General features: G+C 71.5%; 17 protein-coding genes. 7 read left to right on the forward strand and 10 right to left on the reverse strand.

What is annotated here, in order from left to right:
• Positions 1-165: 165 nt before the first annotated feature.
• Together AB0M82_RS23970 and AB0M82_RS23975 are read right to left on the reverse strand one after the other, a co-directional pair.
• Entirely contained in the window at positions 166-975 is an 810-nt protein-coding gene (locus AB0M82_RS23970; protein ID WP_364725661.1) for a DNA-formamidopyrimidine glycosylase family protein, read from the reverse strand.
• A complete protein-coding gene (locus AB0M82_RS23975; RefSeq protein WP_364725664.1) occupies positions 975-1,448 on the reverse strand; it encodes a ribose-5-phosphate isomerase in 474 nt (157 codons plus the stop codon). Before AB0M82_RS23975 ends, AB0M82_RS23970 begins: the two co-directional genes overlap by 1 nt.
• A 51-nt stretch (positions 1,449-1,499) precedes the next feature.
• Between AB0M82_RS23975 and AB0M82_RS23980 the strand changes: the two genes are divergently transcribed.
• Positions 1,500-2,216 (forward strand): 2-phosphosulfolactate phosphatase, encoded by a 717-nt coding sequence (locus AB0M82_RS23980; RefSeq protein WP_364725795.1) that lies wholly within the window; start codon positions 1,500-1,502, stop codon positions 2,214-2,216.
• A complete protein-coding gene (locus AB0M82_RS23985; protein ID WP_364725667.1) occupies positions 2,213-3,022 on the forward strand; it encodes an MBL fold metallo-hydrolase in 810 nt (269 codons plus the stop codon). Before AB0M82_RS23980 ends, AB0M82_RS23985 begins: the two co-directional genes overlap by 4 nt.
• Here AB0M82_RS23985 and AB0M82_RS23990 read toward each other — a convergent pair.
• Positions 3,019-3,639: a DsbA family protein gene (locus tag AB0M82_RS23990; RefSeq protein WP_364725671.1), complete on the reverse strand. Its 621-nt coding sequence runs from the start codon at positions 3,637-3,639 to the stop codon at positions 3,019-3,021. The genes AB0M82_RS23985 and AB0M82_RS23990 overlap by 4 nt on opposite strands.
• 160 nt (positions 3,640-3,799) lie before the next feature.
• Between AB0M82_RS23990 and pepN the strand changes: the two genes are divergently transcribed.
• Positions 3,800-6,367 (forward strand): aminopeptidase N, encoded by a 2,568-nt coding sequence (gene pepN, locus AB0M82_RS23995; protein ID WP_364725674.1) that lies wholly within the window; start codon positions 3,800-3,802, stop codon positions 6,365-6,367.
• Positions 6,368-6,525: 158 nt separating this feature from the next.
• On the opposite strand, the gene AB0M82_RS24000 is transcribed toward pepN, so the two are convergent.
• Together AB0M82_RS24000 and AB0M82_RS24005 are read right to left on the reverse strand one after the other, a co-directional pair.
• Complete coding sequence (locus AB0M82_RS24000) at positions 6,526-7,014, reverse strand: DUF5130 family protein (protein ID WP_364725676.1); 489 nt, start codon at positions 7,012-7,014, stop codon at positions 6,526-6,528.
• Positions 7,001-7,255 carry a hypothetical protein gene (locus AB0M82_RS24005; protein ID WP_364725679.1) on the reverse strand — a complete coding sequence of 85 codons (255 nt, stop codon included), beginning with the start codon at positions 7,253-7,255 and terminating at the stop codon, positions 7,001-7,003. Before AB0M82_RS24005 ends, AB0M82_RS24000 begins: the two co-directional genes overlap by 14 nt.
• Positions 7,256-7,533: 278 nt before the next feature.
• Between AB0M82_RS24005 and AB0M82_RS24010 the strand changes: the two genes are divergently transcribed.
• Positions 7,534-7,869 carry a hypothetical protein gene (locus AB0M82_RS24010; protein WP_364725682.1) on the forward strand — a complete coding sequence of 112 codons (336 nt, stop codon included), beginning with the start codon at positions 7,534-7,536 and terminating at the stop codon, positions 7,867-7,869.
• 276 nt (positions 7,870-8,145) lie between these two features.
• Here the strand turns inward: AB0M82_RS24010 and AB0M82_RS24015 are convergent, their stop codons facing one another.
• The gene (locus AB0M82_RS24015; protein WP_364725685.1) at positions 8,146-8,643 is read right to left on the reverse strand and encodes an HNH endonuclease; all 498 of its coding nucleotides are present in this window, start codon (positions 8,641-8,643) and stop codon (positions 8,146-8,148) included.
• A 358-nt stretch (positions 8,644-9,001) separates the two neighbouring features.
• On the opposite strand from AB0M82_RS24015, the gene AB0M82_RS24020 reads away from it, so the two are divergent.
• The 3 genes from AB0M82_RS24020 (at position 9,002) to AB0M82_RS24030 (ending at position 12,025) form a co-directional block, all read left to right on the forward strand.
• Entirely contained in the window at positions 9,002-9,991 is a 990-nt protein-coding gene (locus tag AB0M82_RS24020) for a mechanosensitive ion channel family protein (protein ID WP_364725688.1), read from the forward strand.
• 82 nt (positions 9,992-10,073) lie between these two features.
• Positions 10,074-10,475: a globin gene (locus AB0M82_RS24025; protein ID WP_257920085.1), complete on the forward strand. Its 402-nt coding sequence runs from the start codon at positions 10,074-10,076 to the stop codon at positions 10,473-10,475.
• Positions 10,475-12,025 carry a glycoside hydrolase family 13 protein gene (locus AB0M82_RS24030; protein WP_364725691.1) on the forward strand — a complete coding sequence of 517 codons (1,551 nt, stop codon included), beginning with the start codon at positions 10,475-10,477 and terminating at the stop codon, positions 12,023-12,025. The genes AB0M82_RS24025 and AB0M82_RS24030 overlap by 1 nt, the downstream gene beginning before the upstream one ends.
• Before the next feature lie 27 nt (positions 12,026-12,052).
• Here the strand turns inward: AB0M82_RS24030 and AB0M82_RS24035 are convergent, their stop codons facing one another.
• The 4 genes from AB0M82_RS24035 to AB0M82_RS24050 form a co-directional block, all read right to left on the reverse strand.
• Positions 12,053-12,688 (reverse strand): hypothetical protein, encoded by a 636-nt coding sequence (locus AB0M82_RS24035; protein ID WP_364725694.1) that lies wholly within the window; start codon positions 12,686-12,688, stop codon positions 12,053-12,055.
• Entirely contained in the window at positions 12,681-13,100 is a 420-nt protein-coding gene (locus tag AB0M82_RS24040) for a thioesterase family protein (protein WP_364725697.1), read from the reverse strand. Before AB0M82_RS24040 ends, AB0M82_RS24035 begins: the two co-directional genes overlap by 8 nt.
• Entirely contained in the window at positions 13,097-18,103 is a 5,007-nt protein-coding gene (locus tag AB0M82_RS24045; protein WP_364725700.1) for an NAD-glutamate dehydrogenase, read from the reverse strand. Before AB0M82_RS24045 ends, AB0M82_RS24040 begins: the two co-directional genes overlap by 4 nt.
• 487 nt (positions 18,104-18,590) lie before the next feature.
• Positions 18,591-21,173: a hypothetical protein gene (locus AB0M82_RS24050; RefSeq protein ID WP_364725703.1), complete on the reverse strand. Its 2,583-nt coding sequence runs from the start codon at positions 21,171-21,173 to the stop codon at positions 18,591-18,593.
• Positions 21,174-21,183: the final 10 nt, after the last annotated feature.

Genomic DNA, 21,183 nt, shown 5'->3' on the forward strand with positions numbered 1-21,183 from the left:
GCCCGACTGCGGCGTCGGCTCCGGTTGAGGGACATAGAGTCCCTCAATGCGACATTCACGGCCGTTCCGTTGACCGCTTGCGCGGCAGAGGAATCCTTAACTACCTGGCCTTGACCGAACGCCACATTGGGTGCGCTGAACGCAACCAACGCCACATTGGGGCGCTCAGGCGGGCTGGCAGGTGGGGCACCAGTAGAGGTTCCGCCCCACCAGTTCCGACGTCGCCACCGGCGTTCCGCACACCAGGCACGGCTCACCGGCGCGGCGGTAGACGTACACCTCGCCGCCGTGGCGGTCGATCCGCGCCGCCCGCCCCATCGCCTCCGGCAGGTGCTCCGGGCGGACCGTGTCGATCCGGCCGACGCGGACGCCGGCGCGCATCAGGGTCACCAGGTCGGCCCACATGTCGTCCCACAACGCCCGGTCCAGCGCCCGCCCCGGCGTGAGCGGGGCGACGCCGTGGCGGAACAGCACCTCGGCGCGGTAGACGTTGCCGACCCCCGCGAGGACCGCCTGGTCCATCAGCAACGCCGCGATCGAGACCTTCGAACGCGAGATCCGCGCCCAGGCCAGGTCGGGTTTCGCGCCGCGCCGCAGCGGGTCGGGGCCGAGGCGCGCCTTGATCGCGTCGGCCTGCTCGGGGGCCAGCAGCTCGCACCGGGTTGGCCCGCGCAGGTCCGTCCAATGTGTCCGGCCGGCCAGCCGCAGGCGGACCTGGCCCACCGGCTCCGGCGCGGGCAGCGGGAACTCGCCGAAGGTGCCGTAGAGCCCCAGGTGGATGTGGACGATCCCGTGTGGACCGTAGTCGTGGAAGAGGTGCTTGCCGTACGCCTCGGCGCCGACGAACACCTGACCGTCCAAACGGGACGCTTCGGCGGCGAACCGGCCCTGCGGGCTGCTCACCTCGACCGGCGCCCCGGCGAACCGGCGCTTGTGCAGCCGCGCGAGCCGGTGGAGCGTGTGCCCCTCCGGCATCAGGCCTCCGGCAGCGGCGGCGGGGTGCCCGTGCGCTCGTAGTCCAGCAGCTGCTGGACGCGGCGGGCGTGCCGCTCCTCCGGCGAAACCTCCGTCGCCAGGAAGGCCTCGACGATCTCGACGGCCTCCTCGGCGGTGTGCATCCGGGCGCCGACGCCGATCAGCTGGGCGTGGTTGTGCTCCCGGCACAGCTTGGCGGTCTCGACGCTCCAGGCCAGGCCGGCGCGCGCGCCGGGGACCTTGTTCGCGGCGATCTGCTCCCCGTTGCCGGAGCCGCCGACGACGATGCCCCGGCTGCCCTCGTCGGCCACCACGCGCCGCGCCGCCTCGACACAGAACGCCGGATAGTCGTCGGCCGCGTCGTAGACGTGCGGACCGATGTCGGTCACCTCGTGGCCCTGCCTCTCCAGGTGAGCCACCAGGTGGTTCTTCAGCTCGTAACCGGCATGGTCGGATCCCAAATAGACACGCACGGCGGGAAGTCTGCCACCACGGCCGGATTCGGGCATGCTCCGGGGGTGGGGATCTGGGAGCAGACGGGGTACGACGTCCGGCTCGACTGGGGTGCCGAGGGCGTCGCGGTGCTGGGCCGGGAATGCGCGGTCCTGATCATCGTCGACGTGCTTTCCTTCAGCACGACCACGGATCTCGTGGTCGGCCGCGGCGGCCGCGTGCTGCCGGTCCGGTGGCGCGACGCACGCGGGGTGGCGCGGGCACGGGCGGCCGGCGCGGTCATCGCGGGTGAAGACGAATTCACCCTGCGGCCCTCTTCTGTGACGGAAATCCCGCCGGGAACGCTGCTCGCGCTCCCCTCACCCAACGGCGCGACCCTGTGCGAAGCCGCCGCGGAGACCGGTGCCCGGGTACTCGCGGGGTGCCTGCGCAACGCGTCCGCCGTCGCCGCGAAGGCGCGCGAAATCGGCGGGCCCATCGGCCTGATCGCGGCCGGGGAACGCTGGGGCGTGAACATCTTCGGCGACGGCGAGACGTTCGGGCCGCTGCGGCCGTGCGCCGAGGACCAGATGGGCGCGGGCGCGATCGGCGCAGCCCTGGCCGGGCGAGGCCTGTCCTTGTCCCCGGAAGCGGACCTCGCCGTGCGCACCGTCGACGTCACGGCCTTGGCGAGCTGCGTGTCCGGGCGCGAACTGACCGAATCGGGCCACGGCGGCGACGTCACCCTGGCCGCGCAGCTCGACGTGAGCGATGCTGCTCCGATGCTGAGCGAAGGAGTACTGGCATGACCGGCCGCTGGATCGACGTCGCCGACGGCGTGTACGCGCGCCGCTACGAGGAACTGGACCTGACCGTCGGGCTGGTCGTCGGCGCCGATCGATGCCTGGTCGTCGACACCCGCGGCGACCTCGAGCAGGGTGCCGAGCTGGCGGCGGCGGTCCGCGAGCTGACGCCCCTGCCGTGGTCGGTCGTGTACACCCACGCGCACTTCGACCACACCTGGGGCACCGAGCCCTTCACACCCTGCGCCGTCTGGGCGCACGAAGGCTGCCGCGCCGAGCTGACCGAGTACGCGGAGGACGCGCGGGCCAAGTGGATCGCCTACTACCGCGAACAGGGCAAGGCCGAGACCGCGGACGCCATCGCGCGCACGACGTTCGTCGTGCCGGACCACCTGTTCACCGACCGGACCGAGCTCGACCTGGGTGGGCGGACGGCCGTCCTGCTGCACCCCGGCCGCGCCCACACCGACCACGACGTGATCGTGCACGTGCCCGACGCGGGCGTGCTCTTCGCGGGGGACATCGTCGAGAACGCCGAACACGGCTTCAGCGCGTTCTCCTTCAGCGCCGAATCGGACCTGACCGCGTGGCCGGACACCCTCGACACGCTCCTCGGGCTGGAGCCGCGGGTGGTCGTGCCCGGCCACGGCGAGCCGGTCGACGCCGACTTCGTCCGCTACCACCGCCACGGCCTGCACGAGCTGATCACGCTCAAGGCGGGCGTCGGCCGCGGCGAGACGACCGAGGTGGCGGCCGTGGCGGCGTCGCGCTATCCCAGCGACGTCACCCTGGCCGCCCTCGCGACGCCTTAGTCGAAGTTCAGCTCGCCCGTGCGGGTGCGCTTGAGCTCGAAGAAGTTCGGGAAGCTCGCCAGGGCGACCGCGCCGTCGAACACCTTGAGCGCGTCCTCGCCCCGCGGGATCGAGGTCAGCACCGGACCGAAGAACGCCACGCCGTCGATGTGGATCGTCGGGGTGCCGACGTCCGTGCCGACCGGGTCCATGCCCTCGTGGTGGCTCTTCTTCAGCGCCTCGTCGTACTCGGTCGAGTGCGCGGCGTCGGCCAGCTCGGCCGGCGCGCCGATCGCTTCCAGCGCCTGCTTGATGACCTCGTCGTAGTCCTTGTTGCCCTGGTTGTGGTGGCGGGTGCCGAATTCGGTGTAGTACTCCCGCAGCATCTCTTCGCCCTTGAGCTGCGACAACGCGACGGCCACGCGCACCGGGCCCCAGCCCTTCGCCAGCAGCTCCTTGTACTGCTCGGGCAGCTCGTCCCGGCCGTCGTTCAGCACCGACAGGCTCATGATCCGGAAGTGCAGATCCAGGTTGCGGTGCTTCTCCACCTCCAGGATCCAGCGGGAGGTGATCCACGCGAACGGGCAGATCGGATCGAAGTAGAACTCGACCTTCGTGGGCTGCTCGGCAGCAGTCATCAGGGCACTCCTGTGCGAAGTCGGAAGACGGATAACGGGGGGACGGACCCCCAACGCGGACCAACACCGGGCAACCCGGGGTTGTTCCCCGTCGCCCGGCACCCCGTCCCCATGATTGGATGCGAGGAGTTGAAAACCGATCCCACGACCAGAGGTGCCTGTGCCCGCCCCCAACCTGACCCGCGACCAAGCCAAGCTGCGCGCGGACCTGCTCGATGTCACCGGCTACGACATCGAGCTCGACCTGACCGACGGCCACGGCGGTCCCGGGGAGAAGACCTTCGCGTCGACGACGACCGTCCGGTTCTCCAGCGCCCGCGCCGGCGAGAAGACGTGGGTCGACCTCGTCGCCGACCGCGTGCACTCGGCCACCCTGAACGGCGCTGACGTCGACGTCAGCGCCTACGTCGAGGACAAGGGCATCGCGTTGGCCGGACTGGCCGAGGCGAACGAGCTCACGGTGAGCGCCGACTGCCGGTACATGAACACCGGCGAAGGCCTGCACCGGTTCGTCGACCCGGTCGACGACGGCGTCTACCTGTACACGCAGTTCGAAACCGCGGACGCCAAGCGGATGTTCGCCTGCTTCGACCAGCCCGACCTGAAGTCGGTCTACCGGCTCACCGTGCTCGCGCCGAAGGACTGGAAAGTCGTCTCGAACACGATGGTGGAATCCACCGAGGAGACGCCGGAAGGCGCCGTCCGGACGGTGTTCAAGCAGTCCGAGCGGCTCTCCACCTACCTGGTCGCGCTGGTCGCCGGGCCGTACGCGGAGTGGCGCGACGAGTACGCCGACGAGCACCGGACCATCCCGCTCGGCATCTACTGCCGCGCGTCACTGGCCGAGCACATGGACGCCGACCGGCTGTTCACCGAGACCAAGCAGGGCTTCGGCTTCTACCACCGGAAGTTCGGCACGCCCTACCCGTTCTCCAAGTACGACCAGCTGTTCGTGCCGGAGTTCAACGCGGGCGCGATGGAGAACGCCGGCGCCGTGACGTTCCTGGAGGACTACGTCTTCCGCAGCCGCGTCACCCGCTACGCCTACGAGCGGCGCGCCGAGACGCTGCTGCACGAGATGGCGCACATGTGGTTCGGCGACCTGGTCACCATGCGCTGGTGGGACGACCTGTGGCTGAACGAGTCGTTCGCGACCTTCGCGAGCGTCCTCGCCCAGGCCGAGGCCACCGAGTACAAGAACGCGTGGACCAGCTTCGCGAACATCGAGAAGTCGTGGGCCTACCGCCAGGACCAGCTGCCCTCGACGCACCCGATCGCCGCCGACATCGTCGACCTGCACGCGGTCGAGGTGAACTTCGACGGCATCACCTACGCCAAGGGCGCGAGTGTGCTCAAGCAGCTCGTCTCCTACGTCGGGCTGGACCACTTCCTCGACGGCCTGAAGGTCTACTTCGGCAAGCACGCCTGGGGCAACGCGACGCTGGCCGACCTGCTGGGCGCGCTGGAGGAGGCGTCCGGGCGCGACCTGTCGTGGTGGAGCGCGCAGTGGCTGGAGACCACCGGGCTCAACTCGCTGAGCCCGCGCTACGAGGTCGGCGCGGACGGGACGTTCACGTCGTTCGCCGTCATGCAGTCCGGCGCGAAGCCGGGCGCCGGTGAGCTGCGCACCCACCGCGTCGCCGTCGGCGTGTACGACGAAGACGGCTCCGGCAAGATCGTCCGGACCCAGCGCGTCGAGCTGGACGTCGACGGCGAGCGCACCGAGGTACCCGACCTCGTCGGCCGGCCCGCCGGCAAGCTCGTGCTGGTCAACGACGACGACCTGACCTACTGCACGATGCGGCTCGACCCGGCGTCGCTGACCACGCTGATCGATCGCGTCGCCGACATCACCGAGTCGCTGCCGCGGACGCTGTGCTGGTCGGCGGCGTGGGAGATGACCCGCGAAGCCGAGCTGAAGGCCCGCGACTTCGTCACGCTGGTGCAGCGCGGCATCCACACCGAGAGCGAGGTCGGCGTCGTCCAGCGGCTGCTGCTGCAGGCCCAGACCGCGCTGAACTCCTACGCCGAGCAGGACTGGGCGGCTTCGACCGGCTGGCCGGCGTTCACCGGGCGGCTGCTGGAGCTGGTCCGCGGCGCCGAGCCGGGGTCGGACCACCAGCTGGCGTTCGTGAACTCCCTGGCCGGGTCGGTGCTGGACTCCTCGTCCTTGGCGATCGTCGCCGGCTGGCTGGACGGGTCGGCGCCGCTTGAAGGCCTGACGGTGGACACCGACCTGCGCTGGCGGCTGCTGCACGCGCTGGTGGCGCACGGCAAGGCGGCCACGGCGGAGATCGACGCCGAGCTGGCCCGCGACAACACGGCCACGGGCCGCCGCCAGGCGGAGCGCGGCCGGGCTCTGCGCCCATCGGCGGAGGCCAAGGCCGACGCGTGGCAGCGCGCGGTGTACGACGACGAGCTGCCGAACGCGGTCAGCGACTCGCTCATCTCGGGCTTCTCGCACCCGGGCCAGAAGTCGCTGCTCGGCTCGTACGTGGCCAAGTACTTCGAGGTGATCGACGAGGTGTGGCAGCGGCGCTCCAGCGAGCGCGCGCAGCCGATCGCGATCGGGCTGTACCCGTCGTGGGCGGTGGCACCGGAAACGGTGACGGCGTCGGACGAGTGGCTGACCGGTGATCACCCGCAGGCGTTGCGCCGGCTGGTGTCGGAGGGCCGGGCGGGCATCGTCCGGGCTCTCGCGGCGCGGGACTTCGACGCCCAGGCCTGATCAAAGCGCCCCAATGTGGCTTTGGTTGCGTCCAACGCACCCAATGTGGCGTTCGGTGCGTTGGACGCACCGAACGCCACATTGGGGCGCTTGAGACCGGTGCCGGACGCGAAAAGGCCCCGCGCCCAACCGGGTGCGGGGCCTTTCGTGGCTTCGGGTCAGCGGGGGGCGGGGCCCGCCTGGTCGGACAGCATGCGCAGCGCGTTCGCCAGGCCGTTGACCAGCCCACGGACGAGGTCGCCCTCCTTGAAGGACGCCACCATGCTGGCCACCGCCAGCTTGGCGCCGCGGTCGGGCAGGCGCAGGTGCGCCGCCTTGCCCGTGACGATCTCGATCTTCCGCTCGCCGGGCGAGACCGCGATCAGCACCGAGTTCGCCGGGTCCGCCGTCGTCGCGTGCAGCTTCTCCGCCGCCGGGCGGCTGTCCTCGCCCAGCTCACCGAGGTAGAGGCTGAAGTCCAGGCCGGTCTCCCGGCTCGCGAACGTCAGCGCCTCGTCGAGGCGGGCCAGCTGGCGGGTCGTGAACGGTCCCACCGGCGCGGCCGGCTCGTACATCTTCGCGGCCGACACGCGGCCGCTGGACGTGAGAGCCTCGCCGAAGCCCAGCTCGGACTCGTCGACGCGCTTCGTGAGCTCACCAGTTGCCACGAGCGCCTCCTGCCGCGGTCGGGGCGCCCTCGGGGGCGCTGCTTTGGACTCCGGCGTGCCGGTGCCCCTCGCCGACCCCTTCGGGGTTGGCACTCCACCACATGGCCGGGTAGTCCCAGGCCTGGCCGGACCGGTGCCGTGAGGCACCACCGGACCTGCGCCGGAGCGTCAGCAGCCCGGCGAGGCCGTAGATGGCCAGCGGGATCACGGCGAACACCACGATCGTCTCGACAACGTTCACGGCGGTGAGCGTATCCGATGACCTCCACGGCCACCGCGCCCGCCGCATTCGACCGTTCGTCGTAAGCCGGACGCCGTCCGCCGCTTGGCTCGCGGGCACTGGAACGTTGGGGCGAAGACCGTCGGGCCGAAAGGTTGCAACTCAACGTACGGGCGGCCGCACCCGCCGCTGTCATCTTGTCGCAGCCTTGAAATCCTCGTAGCTTTTTCACCTGTACGGGCCTTGCGCCCCGCTCTCCAACCCCAGCAGGTAACGCACCGGTCCCAGGAGGCCTTGCCATGAACCGCGCCCACACCGCCGCACAGGCGATCACCGAGACCGTCTCGTCACCCAGCGACACCGAATTCGTGCCCGGAACGCGTGTGACGGCGGGCACAAGGGTTACGCGGGGTACACGTGTCACTCGCGGTACCCGGGTGACCGCGGGAACCCGCGTCACCATGGGCACTCGGGTGACGGCCGGGACGCGAGTCACCCGTGGCACCCGGGTCACCAGGGGCACTCGTGTCACGATGGGCACGCGCGTGACGGCCGGCACCCGCGTCACCTGCGGCACTCGTGTCACCATGGGGACCCGCGTCACCTGCCAGAGCGACTACGCGCTCGCCGCCTGAGCTCGCCGACGCCTGTTCGACCAGGGCCGCACGCACTACCTGAGAACATCGCGCGCAAGCACCCGGCTCGCCCCGGCCGCCGCAAGGCAGCCGGGGCGCCGGCTTGTCCGGGGGCTCCGCCACCCGGAACCCCCGAAAAGCAAGCAGTGCTGTTCCGGGGCTTCGCCCCGGGCCGGGGGCTCCGCCACCCGGAACCCCCGAAAGCAAGCAGTGCTGTTCCGGGGCTTCGCCCCGGGCCGGGGGCTCCGCCACCCGGAACCCCCGAAAAGCATGCAGTCAGGCGGCGGAGCCGAGATACGGCCGCCAGAGCGGGTCGGCCTCCTTGGAATGCGCGAGCAGCCGCCAGTGCGGGCCGTGGGGGGCACGCGGGACGACGCGCAGCCGCCAGCCGATCTCCGAAAGCAGCCGATCCGCCTTGCGGTGGTTGCACCGGGCGCAGCAGGCGACGCAGTTGGTCCAGCTGTGGGGACCACCCCGGCTGCGGGGGATGACGTGGTCGATCGTCTCGGCCCGGCCTCCGCAGTAGGCGCAGCGGTACCGGTCGCGGTGCATCAGCCCGGCGCGGGTGAGCGGCACTTTCGCCCGATAGGGCACCCGCACGTACGTGCTGAGGCGGATCACCGAGGGCACCGGCAGGGAAACCTTCGCCGAATGCAGTTCGATACCGCCGGGGTCACCGTGCACCACTTCGGCCTTGCCGCACATCACGAGCACGACCGCGCGCCGGAGCGGCAACGCGGTCAGCGGCTCGAAGGTGGCGTTGAGCAGGAGCACCCGGCGCCGGCCCCAGGCCGGGGCAGCCGGATCACGGCCTCTACTACGCTGTCCGGGCGGGCGGGTCACTCCCCCTGGGCGGGTCCCCGGCCCGGCCGGGACGGCTCCGCCGGATGCGGACCCCCCCGGATAGGCGCGCAGAACCACCTCTGGCGTCTCGTCGGCCATGGCTTGGCCGGAGACGCCGCGGGGGCTGGGTTGTCGGTCTGGCACTCGACCACCTCCAGGGGCGTAGGCATAGTCGACCACAGAACAGGCCCCCAGCGCACGTGTGTTACAAGACGTGTCACATCCGCGCGACCCGACATCCACTCGATGTTGGGCTGACCGACCCGATCGGAAGGATGATCGAACCCCCGTGCTCCCCTCGCTCTCCACAGCCAAGACGCCGTGCACCGAAGACCTGAGTACCTTCTGTCACCAGGTGTACACGGTCACGAACAACGAGTGGCTGGCCGGCTCGGCGAACTGGCTGCTGACCAAGCCGCTGAAGATCCTGATGATCATCGTGATCGCGTTCCTCGTGCGGATGCTCCTCCGGCGCGTGATCAACCGGGTCACGACGCTCCCGAAGTCGAACGGCCGGATCCCGGCACTGCTGAGACCCCTGCGCGAGCGGGCCCCCGAGGTGCTCGGCTCCGCCGTCATCGAACGGCGCCGCCAGCGCGCGAAGACCATCGGCTCGGTGCTGAAGTCGATGGCGACGTTCCTGATCTACGGCCTCGCGTTCATCCTCGTGCTGGGCGAACTCGGCATCGACCTGGGCCCGATCATCGCCTCGGCCGGCATCATCGGCGTCGCCATCGGGTTCGGCGCGCAGAACCTCGTGCGGGACTTCCTCTCCGGCATCTTCATGATGATCGAGGACCAGTACGGCGTCGGCGACGTCGTCGACATCGGCGAGGCGACCGGCACCGTCGAGGCGGTCGGCCTCCGGATCACCACGCTGCGCGACCTCAAGGGCACGGTCTGGTACGTCCGCAACGGCGAGGTGCTGCGCGTCGGCAACTCGAGCCAGGGCTTCGCGGTCGCGGTCGTCGACGTCCCGCTCGGCTACTCCGCCGACGTCGAGCGCGCGTCCACGGTGCTCACGACGGCCGCCTCCACGGCGACGGAGAGCGACTTGCTGAAGGACAACGTCCTCGAGCCGCCGGAGATGCTCGGTGTGGAAAGCGTCACACCGGAGGGACTCCAGCTGCGCCTGACCGTGAAGGTGCGGCCGGGCAAGCAGTGGGCCGTGCAGCGGGCTCTGCGGGCCCAGCTCTTGGCGGCGCTGGAGGAAGCCGGCTTCGAGCCGCCGCTCGGGAGGATGTTCACCGGCATGAAGGCTCAGGCCATCGAAAAGTAGCGCCGTTACGCTGGGAAACGGGTTCACGACGGTCCGGGACGAACGGGACCGGGCGTCGGGAACCCCGGACCCGAAGGGCAAAATGGAAGGCGTGTCTGCAGTGAGCGAACCGGCGAACCTCTACGAAGCGGTCGGCGGCGAACCGACCTTCCGCCGGATCGTCGGGCGATTCTACGAAGAGGTCGCGCGCGACGAGATCCTCCGCCCGCTGTACCCCGAGGAGGACCTCGGCCCGGCCGAGGAACGCTTCCGGCTGTTCCTCATGCAGTACTGGGGTGGCCCGCACACCTACTCCGACCAGCGCGGGCACCCGCGGCTGCGGATGCGGCACGCGCCGTTCAAGATCGGGCCGATCGAGCGGGACGCCTGGCTGCGCTGCATCCGGATCGCCGTCGACGAAGAGAACCTCGAAGAGCCCTACCGCGGGCAACTCTGGGCCTATCTGGAGATGGCCGCGCACAGCATGATGAACAGCTTCGTCTGATGAGACGGGAAGCCTGGTGGCAGGACGCCGTCTTCTACCAGGTCTACGTACGCTCGTTCGCCGATTCGGACGGCGACGGCGTCGGTGACCTGGAAGGCATCCACTCCCGGCTCGGGTACCTGGAACTGCTGGGAATCGACGCGCTGTGGCTGACCCCGTTCTACCGCTCCCCCATGGCCGACCACGGCTACGACATCGCCGACCCGCGCGACGTCGACCCGATGTTCGGCACTCTCGGCGACTTCGACGTGCTGCTCACCGAGGCGCACAAGCGCGGCATCAAGGTCACCGTCGACGTGGTGCCGAACCACACCAGCAACCAGCACGCCTGGTTCAAGTCGGCGATGGCGGCCGCGCCGGGCAGCCCGGAGCGCGACCGCTACATCTTCCGCGACGGCGTCGGCCCGCGCGGCGAGGACCCGCCGAACAACTGGGTCAGCGCGTTCGGCGGCCCGGCCTGGACCCGGGTGCCGGACGGTCAGTGGTACCTGCACCTGTTCGCGCCGCAGCAGCCGGACCTGAACTGGACCAACCCGGAGGTCGCCGCCGACCTCGAACGCACCCTTCGCTTCTGGCTCGAACGCGGGGTCGACGGCTTCCGCATCGACGTCGCGCACGGCATGGCCAAGCCGCCGGGGCTGCCGGACATGGACCCGCGCGCGGACCCGCTGGGGCCGAGCCACTACTACGACCCGCGCTGGGACCACGACGGCGTCCACGAGATCCACCAGATGATCCGCAAGGTGCTCGACGAGTTCCCGGACGCGATGGCGGTCGGCGAGATCTGGGTGACCGACGAGGAGCGCCTCTCCCGCTACCTACGGCCCGACGAGCTGCACCTGGCGTTCAACTTCCGGCTGGTGCTGACCCACTTCGACGCCGACGCGATGCGCACGGCCATCGAGCGGTCCCTGACCGTGCCGGCCCGCACCGGCGCGCCGGCGACGTGGACGCTGGGCAACCACGACGTCTGGCGCCAGGTCAGCCGCTACGGCGGCGGCGCTGCCGGGGTGCGCCGCGCGCGGGCGATGGCGTTGGTGGAACTGGCCCTGCCCGGCGCGGTCTACCTGTACAACGGCGAAGAGCTGGGCTTGGCCAACGTGGATATCCCGGAGTCGGAGATGGCCGACCCGCGCGCGAAGACGAGCGGCGCCGAGTTCGGCCGCGACGTTTCCCGGGTGCCGCTGCCGTGGGAGGGCGACCGGCCGCCGTTCGGCTTCTCCCGCAACCCGCGCACGTGGCTGCCGATGCCCGCCGAGTGGGCCGGGCTGACGGTCGAGGAGCAGATCGAGGACGCGGACTCGACGCTTTCGCTGTACCGGCAGGCGATCGAGCTGCGAAAGACGCATCCGGCGTTCAGCGGCGACGAGCTGGAGTGGTACGGCGCGCCCGCGGGGTGTTTCGCCTTCCGCCGCAAAGGCGGCGGTCTCGTGTGCGCGTTGAACACTTCGGCGAGCCCGATCGCGCTCCCGCCGGGTGAGGTGCTGTTGTCGAGCAGCCCGCTGGTGGACGGGAAGCTTCCGGCGGATTCGGCCGTCTGGCTGGTCTGACCCTGGTTCCCCAGGCCTGGGAACCCGTCAGAACAGCAGCGGCAGCAGCGCGTGCCGGCGGCGCAGGATCGCGCCGTAGCGGGCGTCCAGGCGCAGCCACGAGTCCGTCGCCGACACGCGGACGACGTCGCCCGGCACATCCGAATCCACGAACCCCATGCCGGACAACGCGAACAGGCACCGCATCTGGACCTTGACCTCGACCGAGCCGCCGGTCACCGTCAGCACCGCCTGGTCCATCAGCGACGCCGGCGGGTTGCCGTGCGGGCCGGCGTTGTCCCTGGCCAGCGTCACGCCGCGGTCGGCGAGGTCCGCGACGACGTGCACCGGGAGCTCGTCGACCAGTGGCCAGCGGCCGGACGGCGGCAGTTCGCCGTGCCACAGCAGGTCGCGGGCCGGGCCCGGGTCCATCTTCGGGCCGCCCGCCACGGTCAGCGCGGCGAGCAGCTCGTTGCCGGACACCGTGACGTCGCCGGGGGTGACGTCACCGGCCACCGCGCGGGTGGCCAGGCACTCGAACGGCGTCGCCGTCCAGGCCTCGACCACGCCGTCGCCGCGCTGCCGCAGCCGGACGGCCGTCTGGCCGTCCAGCCGGACCGCGCGGGCGACGAACGCGCCGAGGGTCTCGCGGTCGGCCGCCTCCGGCACGAACAACTCAGGCATCCACGAACCCCTGCTTCAGAAACTCCGACTCGGCCGGGCTGAGCCTACGCGGCCGCAGCGCGACCGTGTCGTACGGCGCCAGCACCGTCTCCGCGGTGACCGCGACCGGGTCCGTCCCGGCCGGCCCCGAGTGGACGCGGTAGGCGAGGGTGAAGCTCGCCGCGCGCAGCTCGGTCAGGTCGATGTCGACGCGCAATGCCCGCCCGGACACCACGATCGGCGCCTTGTAGGCCACCTCGAGCCGGACCACGACGATCCCCTTCGGCAGCTGGTCCAGCCCGGCCTCGACGGCCTTCTCGAACAGCAACGGGATCCGCGCCTCTTCGAGCAGCGTCACCATCTTCGCGTGGTTGATGTGGCCATAGACGTCCATGTCCGTCCAGCGCGGGCGGACCTGCGAAACGTAGGTCACCGAACCGTGCTCCGGATCTGGCGGGCCGCCACCGAAAGCGTCGCCAGGTCGAGCCGGCCGGACTTGGTGATCTCGTCCAGCGCGACGCGCGCCCGCTGCAGCCGGGACGCGTTCGTCTTCTCCCACTGGGCGATCTTGGCGTCCCCGGACGACCCGGGATCGCTGTGCTTCAGTGCGTCCAGCGTGATCGCCCGCAGCGAGCCGTAGACGTCGTCGCGCAGCGAAAGCCGGGCGAGCGCGTGCCAGCGGTTGCCGCGTTCGAGCTTGCTGATCTCGGTGAGCATCTTGTCGACGTCCAGGTGGTCCGAAAGCGCGTAGTACAGCTCCGCCGTCTCCGACGGGCTGTGCGGGGCGTCCACGCCGATCTGCTGCTCGGCGAGCTCGGCGACCTCGGTTACGTCGAGCAGGCCGAAGGTGTGCAGCAGGTGCGAGACGCGGCGGGCGAGCCCGGGCGGCACGTTCGCGGCGATCAGCCCGTCCGCGTGTGTCTGCACCGACTCGGCCTCGCGGCCGCGGAGCAGGTCGCCGATCTTCGGGACGAGGTCGCCGAGCACGCGGCCGAAGCGGTTGATCTCCGACAGGAGCGCCAGCGGCTGCGGCCGGTTCGTGAGGAACCAGCGTGCGGCGCGGTCGAGCAGCCGCCGCGTCTCCAGCACCATCTCGTCGGCGACGTCGGTGTGCACGACGTTGTCGAGCGCGTCGATCTCCGCCCACAGGGCCGGCAGGTCGAACACCCGCGTCACCACGGCGTACGCGCGCACCGCGTCGGTCGCGGTCGCGTTCATCTCCTCCATCAGCCGGTAGACGAACGAGATGCCGCCGCCGTCGACCACCTCGTTGGCGACCAGCGTGGTGATGATCTGGCGGCGCAGCGGGTGTTCGCCGATGGCCGAGGCGAACCGCTCGCGCAGCGGCTTCGGGAAGTACTCCGGGAGCCGGTCCGCGAACACCTTCGAGTCGGGAAGCTCGCTGGCCAGCAGCTGGTCCTTGAGGTCCAGCTTGACGTGGGCCAGCAGGGTCGCCAGCTCCGGCGAGGTGAGGCCCTTGCCCGCCTTCTCCAGCTCGCGGAACTCGGAGTTGCTCGGCAGCGCTTCGAGCTTCCGGTCGAAGGCACCCGCGGACACCAGCGCCTGGACCTGCCGCGCGTGCACCGACAGCATCGGCGCGGCGTGCGCCCGGCTGACCCCGAGGACGGCGTTCTGCCGGTAGTTGTCCTTGAGCACCAGCGCGCCGACCTCGTCGGTCATCTCTTCGAGCAGCTCGTTGCGCTGCTCGCGCTCCAGCTTGCCGGTCTGCACCAGGTGATCCAGCAGGATCTTGATGTTGACCTCGTGGTCGGAGCAGTCGACGCCGGCCGAGTTGTCCAGCGCGTCGGTGTTGATCTTGCCGCCGGCGCGCGCGAACTCGATCCGGCCCAGCTGGGTGAGGCCGAGGTTGCCGCCCTCGCCGAACACCTTGACGCGCAACTGCTTCCCGTCGACGCGGATGGCGTCGTTGGCCTTGTCACCGGCCGCCTGGTGGGTTTCGGTCTCCGCCTTGACGTACGTGCCGATGCCGCCGTTCCACAGCAGCTCGACCGGCGCCAGCAGGATCGCCTGGATGAGGTCCATCGGCGCCAGCGCCGTGACGCTCTCGTCGAGGCCGAGTGCTTCGCGGACTTGCGGGCTGACCGGGATCGACTTCGCGGAGCGCGAGTAGATGCCGCCGCCTTCGCTGATCAGCGACCGGTCGTAGTCGTCCCACGACGAGCGCGGCAGGTCGAACAGCCGGCGGCGCTCGGCATACGAGGCCGCCGCGTCCGGGTTCGGGTCCAGGAACACGTGCATGTGGTTGAACGCGGCGACCAGCCGGATGTGCTCGCTCAGCAGCATGCCGTTGCCGAAGACGTCACCCATCATGTCGCCGATGCCGACGACGGTGAAGTCCTCGGTCTGGGTGTCCTTGCCCAGCTCGCGGAAGTGCCGCTTGACGCTCTCCCAGGCGCCCTTCGCGGTGATGCCCATGGCCTTGTGGTCGTAGCCGACCGAGCCACCGGACGCGAAGGCGTCCCCCAGCCAGAAGCCGTACTGCGCCGACACTTCGTTCGCGATGTCGGAGAACTTCGCGGTGCCCTTGTCGGCGGCGACGACCAGGTAGGAGTCGTCGGCGTCGTGCCGGACGACGCCGGGCGCGGGCACGGTCTTGCCCTCGATCCGGTTGTCGGTCAGGTCGAGCAGGCCGGAGATGAACATGCGGTAGCAGGCGATGCCCTCGGTCAGCTGGGCGTCGCGGTCGATGCTCGCGTCGCCGCTCGAGGCCGGCGGGCGCTGCACCACGAAGCCGCCCTTCGCGCCGACCGGGACGATCACCGCGTTCTTCACCGCCTGCGCCTTGACCAGGCCGAGGATCTCGGTGCGGAAGTCCTCCCGCCGGTCCGACCAGCGCAGGCCACCGCGCGCGACCTCGCCGAAGCGCAGGTGCACGCCCTCGACGCGCGGCGAGTACACGAAGATCTCGAACTTCGGCCGCGGCTCGGGCAGGTCGGGCACGCCGGCCGGGTCGAGCTTGATCGCCAGGTACGGCCGCAGCTTCCCGTCGGCGTCGGTGACGTGGTAGTTCGTCCGCGACGTGGCCTGGATGACGGCCATCAGGCGGCGCAGGATCCGGTCCTCGTCCAGGCTGGTGACCTCGTCGATCATCATGTTCAGCTCGGCGGCCAGCGCCTCGGTGGCCGACTCGCGGTCGGCGTCGGCCAGGTGCGGGTCGAACCGCGACTCGAACAGCCGCAGCAGCTTGGTGGCGACCTGCGTGTGCTGCAGCAGGGTGTTCTGGATGTAGTCCTGGGAGAACGCGCTGCCGGCCTGGCGCAGGTACCGCGAGTAGGCGCGCAGCACGGCGGCCTGGCGCCAGGTGAGCCCGCCCTGAAGGACGAGGCCGTTCAGGCCGTCGACCTCGGCGTCGCCCCGCCAGGCGGCTTCGAACGCCTCCTGGAACCGGCCACGCAGCTCGGCGACGGCCTCGCCGTCCGACTCGTCGAGCATCTTCTGGTCGACGCGCAGGCCGAAGTCGTAGATCCAGCACGCGCCGCCGTCCTCGCGGTGCAGCTCGTACGGCCGCTCGTCGACCACCTCGACGCCCATCGCCTGCAGCACCGGGAGCACCTTCGACAGCGTGACGCCCTCGCCGCGCAGGTAGAGCTTGAAGCGCCGTTCGCCCGGCTCGGCGTCGGCGGGCCGGTAGAACGACAGCGCGAGGTCGCCTTCGTCGGTGAGCGAGTCGAGCGAACGGAGGTCGGCCAGCGCCTCTTCGGCGGTGAAGTCCTCCTTGTAGCCCTCGGGGAACACCGTCGCGAAGCGCTGGCCCTGCTCGGTGGCCGACTCCTCGCCGACGATCCCGACCGCGACGCCGCCGTCGGCGCGCTCACGGCGTTCGTCGAGGATCGCCTCGACCATCCGGTCGTCCCAGGTGCGGACGGCGTGGTTCAGCCGGTCCTGGATCTTGAGCGTGTCCGGCTCGAGCCGGCGCGCCGGGTCGGTGTGCACGACGAAGTGCACCTGGGCCAGCACGGTCTCGCCGATTCGCGCGCTGTATTCGAGCTGGGTGCCTTCGAGCTCTTCGAGCAGCACCTCCTGCATGGCCAGCCGCGAGCGCGTCGTGTAGCGGTCACGCGGGAGGTAGACGAGGCAGGAGTAGAAGCGGCCGTACGGGTCGCGGCGCAGGAACAACCGCAGCCGGCGGCGGTCCGACAGCGTGATCGCGCCGGTCGTCGTCGAGTACAGCGAGTCGGTGTCGGCGGAGAACAGGTCGGCCCGCGGCCAGTTCTGCAGCACCTCGAGCATCCGCTGGCCGGAGAACGACTCCATCGGGAAGCCGGCGCGGTGGATGACCTCCCGGACCCGCTTGCCCACCACCGGGATGTCGAGCACGTTCTCGTGCAGCGCGGTGGTGGTGAACATGCCGAGGAAGCGGTGCTCGCCGGTGACCTTGCCCTCGGCGTCGAAGGTCTTCACGCCGACGTAGTAGGGGTAGACCGGCCGGTGCACGGTCGACGGCGCGCTCGCCTGCGTCAGCACCAGCAGCGACGGCGCGAGCGCGGTGGCGGCGGTGTCCGGGCCGGCGGTGAGGCCACGGGCGGCCAGGCTGTCCTGGCGCAGCACGCCGAGGCCGGAGGCGAGCACCGCGCGCAACGCAGGCAGAGTCGACACAGTGGGGTCAGCGGAGTCCGCGTCCGGGTTGTCGACCAGCTCGTAGCGGCGGTAGCCGAGGAACGTGAAGTGCCCGTCGGCCAGCCAGCGCAGCAGCCGGGCGCCCTCGGCCACCTCGTCCTCGGGCAGCCGCGGCGGGTCCGTCTCGAGCTCCTCGGCGAGCTGGCAGGCGGTCTGGCCCATCTTGTCGGCGTCCTCGACGACCTCGCGGACGTCGCCCAGCACGCTGGCCAGCCGGTTGTCGAGCTCACGGGCGCGGTTGCGGTCGGTGACGAAGTCGATCTCGATGTACATCCACGACTCGGCGGCCGAGTTCGCGGGCGGCTCGGCCGGGTCCGCGTCGACGTGCACTTCCAGCAGCTCGCCGGTCAGGTCGCGGCTGACCACGACGATCGGGTGGACGATCCGCTGCACCTGCACGCCGTCACGCGCGAACTCCGCGGCGATCGAGTCGACCAGGTACGGCATGTCGTCGGTGACCACCTGCACGACGGTGGCTTCGCGGGCCCAGCCGTCCTCGGCGACGGTCGGGTTCAGCAGCCGCACGGCCGGGCGGCCGGGCATCCGGTGCTGGGCGAGCTGCAGGTGCGAGCGGACCGCGCCGACCAGGTTGACGGGCTCGTCGCCGACGATCTCCTCCGCCGGGATGTGCCGGTAGTAGAGCCGGATGAGCTCCCCGATCTCCGGCGCCAGGCCGGCGGCGGCGTCGATCAGGTCGTCCCTGATCTGCTCCGGGCTGGCCGAGGAGCGCGGAGCGCCGAATTCGGGTTCGGTGACGGCTCCGGTTCCGGGTAGGGACGAGACTCCGGTCGAGCTCATTTGAGGCAACTCTCCAGTTTGCGTGAGGTGGTACCGCGCCGGTTCGGCGTTGAACTCCGGCCACCCCACACTAATGCGCCGAGGTCGAGGATCACACGAAGACCCGAAGGTTCCCGAGCGTGCGGAAACCCTTCCCGGGCAGGGAATTCGCGGGATCGGTCAAGCTACTGACGGGTTGCGTTCCGGGCGTCGGCGCGTCGCTGACCAGCCCGGCTGGGCGTGCGTTACGCGGCACGGGGGCTACATGATCGGTTCAGCTGACCGGGGCGCCAGTGGGTACGGGGCCGTTCGGCGAACGATGTCGGCCGGTCGGCGACCCCGGACTGCGACGGAGCCCACTGCTCACGGCTCCCGGCGAGTCGGCGACGAAACCGGGTATCTCACCGACCGGACGCCGGTCGGGCCGAACTCACCGGGGCGTCCCACGGTGGGTTCGGACGGGCGGGACGGACATGTGCTGAAGGCACCGTCCGGTGGTCCGGCGGGGTCAGTCGCCGGAGCCGCGGCGGCGGGAGTCCGGCACCTCGGCGCCGTGGCCGTTGCGGCCGTGCCCGTTGCGGCGGCCGGTGTCCTGCGAGCCCAGTTTCTTGACGAGCGCGGCCGCGCTCGCGGTGCCCGCCTGGTGCTCGGCGAGCGCGCGGGCGAGCAGGTCGGCGAGGCCGGCGTCCGGCGGTGGCTCGTCCTCCGCGATGGCTCGCGCGTAGCTCTCCGGGAACGGCGCCGTCGCCGGCGTCCAGTGGCCGAAGTCCTCCATCGGCTCCAGCGACGGCGGCATGCGCAGCCGCGGCAGCCAGGGTTCGACTTCGTCCCGGTAGTCCCGCACCGGCGGCGGTTCGTCCTCGGGCCGCGGCGGCGGGGCGAGCTCCGGCTCGGGCCGCGAGGGCTCCTCGGCACGGGTCTCACGCGGGCTTTCGGCGTCTTCGGCCCGGCGACGGCGGCCGGTGCCACCCGACGCGGAGATCCCCAGACGGTCCAGGACCGACCGGGCCGCCACGGAGCCGTGCTCGGCGTCGTGCCGGGTCGACGGCTGCGGCTCGCGGCGAGGCCGCTCCTCCGGCGCCCACGGCTCCCGCTCGGCGGCCGGCTCGGGGGCGAGCGGCAGCGCCGGCGTGACGCGGGTGGGCGCCGACTCACGTTCGGCGGCGGTCTCGCGCAGCCGCGCTTCGGCGAGCGCGGCCCAGGAGAACTTGGTCTTCCCGATTTCGGTGCCCGCCACCGGCTGGGCGGGCTGCCGGTCCGGCTCGGCACGACGTTCCGGTGACGCGGGCCGCACCTCGGCGGCTTCAGGACGGCGTTCGGGCGAACGCTCCTCGGACGGCTCGGACCGGTGCGCCGGCTCCCGGCCGCGCTCCGGCGCAGGAAGCTCAGCAGCCTCGGCACGGCGCTCCGGCACCGCCGAACGCACTGCCTCGGACCGAGACTCCGGCTCCTGCCCGCGCTCTGACACAGGCCGAACCTCGGTAGCTTCGGCACGGCGCTCTGGCTCCCGCCCGCGCTCCGGCGCAGGAAGCTCAGCAGCCTCAGCACGGCGCTCCGGCACCGCCGAACGCACCGCCTCGGACCGGACCTCGACGGGTTCCGGGCGGGCCGGTGGCGGTTCCGGGCGCCGCTCGGCGACGACCGGCTCCTGGCGCCGGGGCGGCGGGGGCGCGTCGTCGCGCACCGCCGGCATCAGCGCCGTCTCGGCCGCGTCCGCGGTCACGCGCGGCCGTTCGAACGACCAAGCCGGCTTCCGCGGCCCGGGTGCTTCTTCGCGGCCGAACGACCAAGCGGGCGTCCGCGGTGCCGGCTCCGGAGCAGGCTCGGGCTTCGGGGCGGCCGGGGCGGCGGCCGGTTCCCGCTCGACCAGCGCCGGCCCGGTCGCGGCGGCCGGCCGTGACGGCACCGCCTTCAGCACCTCGTCGAGGTCGACCGAGGCCGGTTCGCCGGTCCCGAACTCGCCGGCCAGCACGCTGCACGCCTGCCGCCGGGCCCGCGCGTGGAGCTGGTCGGCCGCGCGCGAGCGGTACAGGCACGCGATGGCCTCCTCGGCCTGGCCGAACCGCTCCTGCAGCTGCGCCAGCTCCAGCCACAACCGGGCGGTGATCGCCGACAGCCCGTGCCGGTCGGTGCTCGCCACGGCTTCGCGGACGAGCTCGATCGCCGCCTCGCCCGATCCGGCGGGCAGGTGGATCCGCGTCGCGACGGCCAGCCGCAGCCAGCCCGCCGGCGCGACGCCCGCCGCCCGGACGGGTTCGGCCAGCACCGGCTCCGCGATCTCGTACGCCATTTCGGTGTCGCCCCGGTCGAGCAGCGTGCTGACCAGCAGCAGCACGAGCCGGATCCGGACGAGGCCGCCGTCGTCGGCCGGGTTGTCGAGCTTCTCCAGGAATCCCAGTCCGGTCCGGGCGGCGTCGGCGGCCGCGGTGAGGTCACCGTGGCGGCGCCGGTGCGCGGCCGTGCCGACGCGCAGCAGCGCCCGCATCAGCAGCTGGGTGTCGGCGCCCAGCGTGTCGTCGGCGAGGACGAGCTTGTCCGCTTCGACGAGCACGCGGTCCAGTTCCGCCTTCCGCCCGAGCTGCGCGAGGCAGCCGACGAGGTGGCACAGCGCCTCGGCGCGGTGCACCGGCGAGACGACGGGGTCGGTGAGCACCGGCCGCAGCGCGGCGAGCCCGGTCAGGGGCACGCCGAGGCTGCGGGCGCACACGGCGAGGTCGATGCGCAGCCGCGCGGCGATGTCGCCGTAGCCCGCGTGCTCGGCCGCGCGCAGCGCCGCGACCGCCCGGCCGACCGTGCCCGGTCGCTCGCCGAGCCGGACGCGCGCGGACACGACCAGGCTTTCGGCCCGGATCCATTGCTCGTCGGCTCCGGCGGCCTCGGACAGCGCGGCCGCGCGCTCGCCGAGCACCAAGGCGAGCTCGGGCGCCCGCAGGTGCAGCGCGTCCGCTCGCTCGATGAGCCGTCCGACTGCGGAGAGGGTTCCCCCGGCATTGACGGAGCGCCCGGCCTCCACTGCCGCCGGCGTACGCCCTCCGGCGGAGGCGGCGTTCAGCCGAGTGGCCGGGCCCGTCCGGTGTTCGCTGGCTTCCACGGGGAAACCC

It is taken from the genome of Amycolatopsis sp. NPDC051128, from assembly GCF_040682715.1.
Taxonomy (GTDB): Bacteria; Actinomycetota; Actinomycetes; order Mycobacteriales; family Pseudonocardiaceae; genus Amycolatopsis.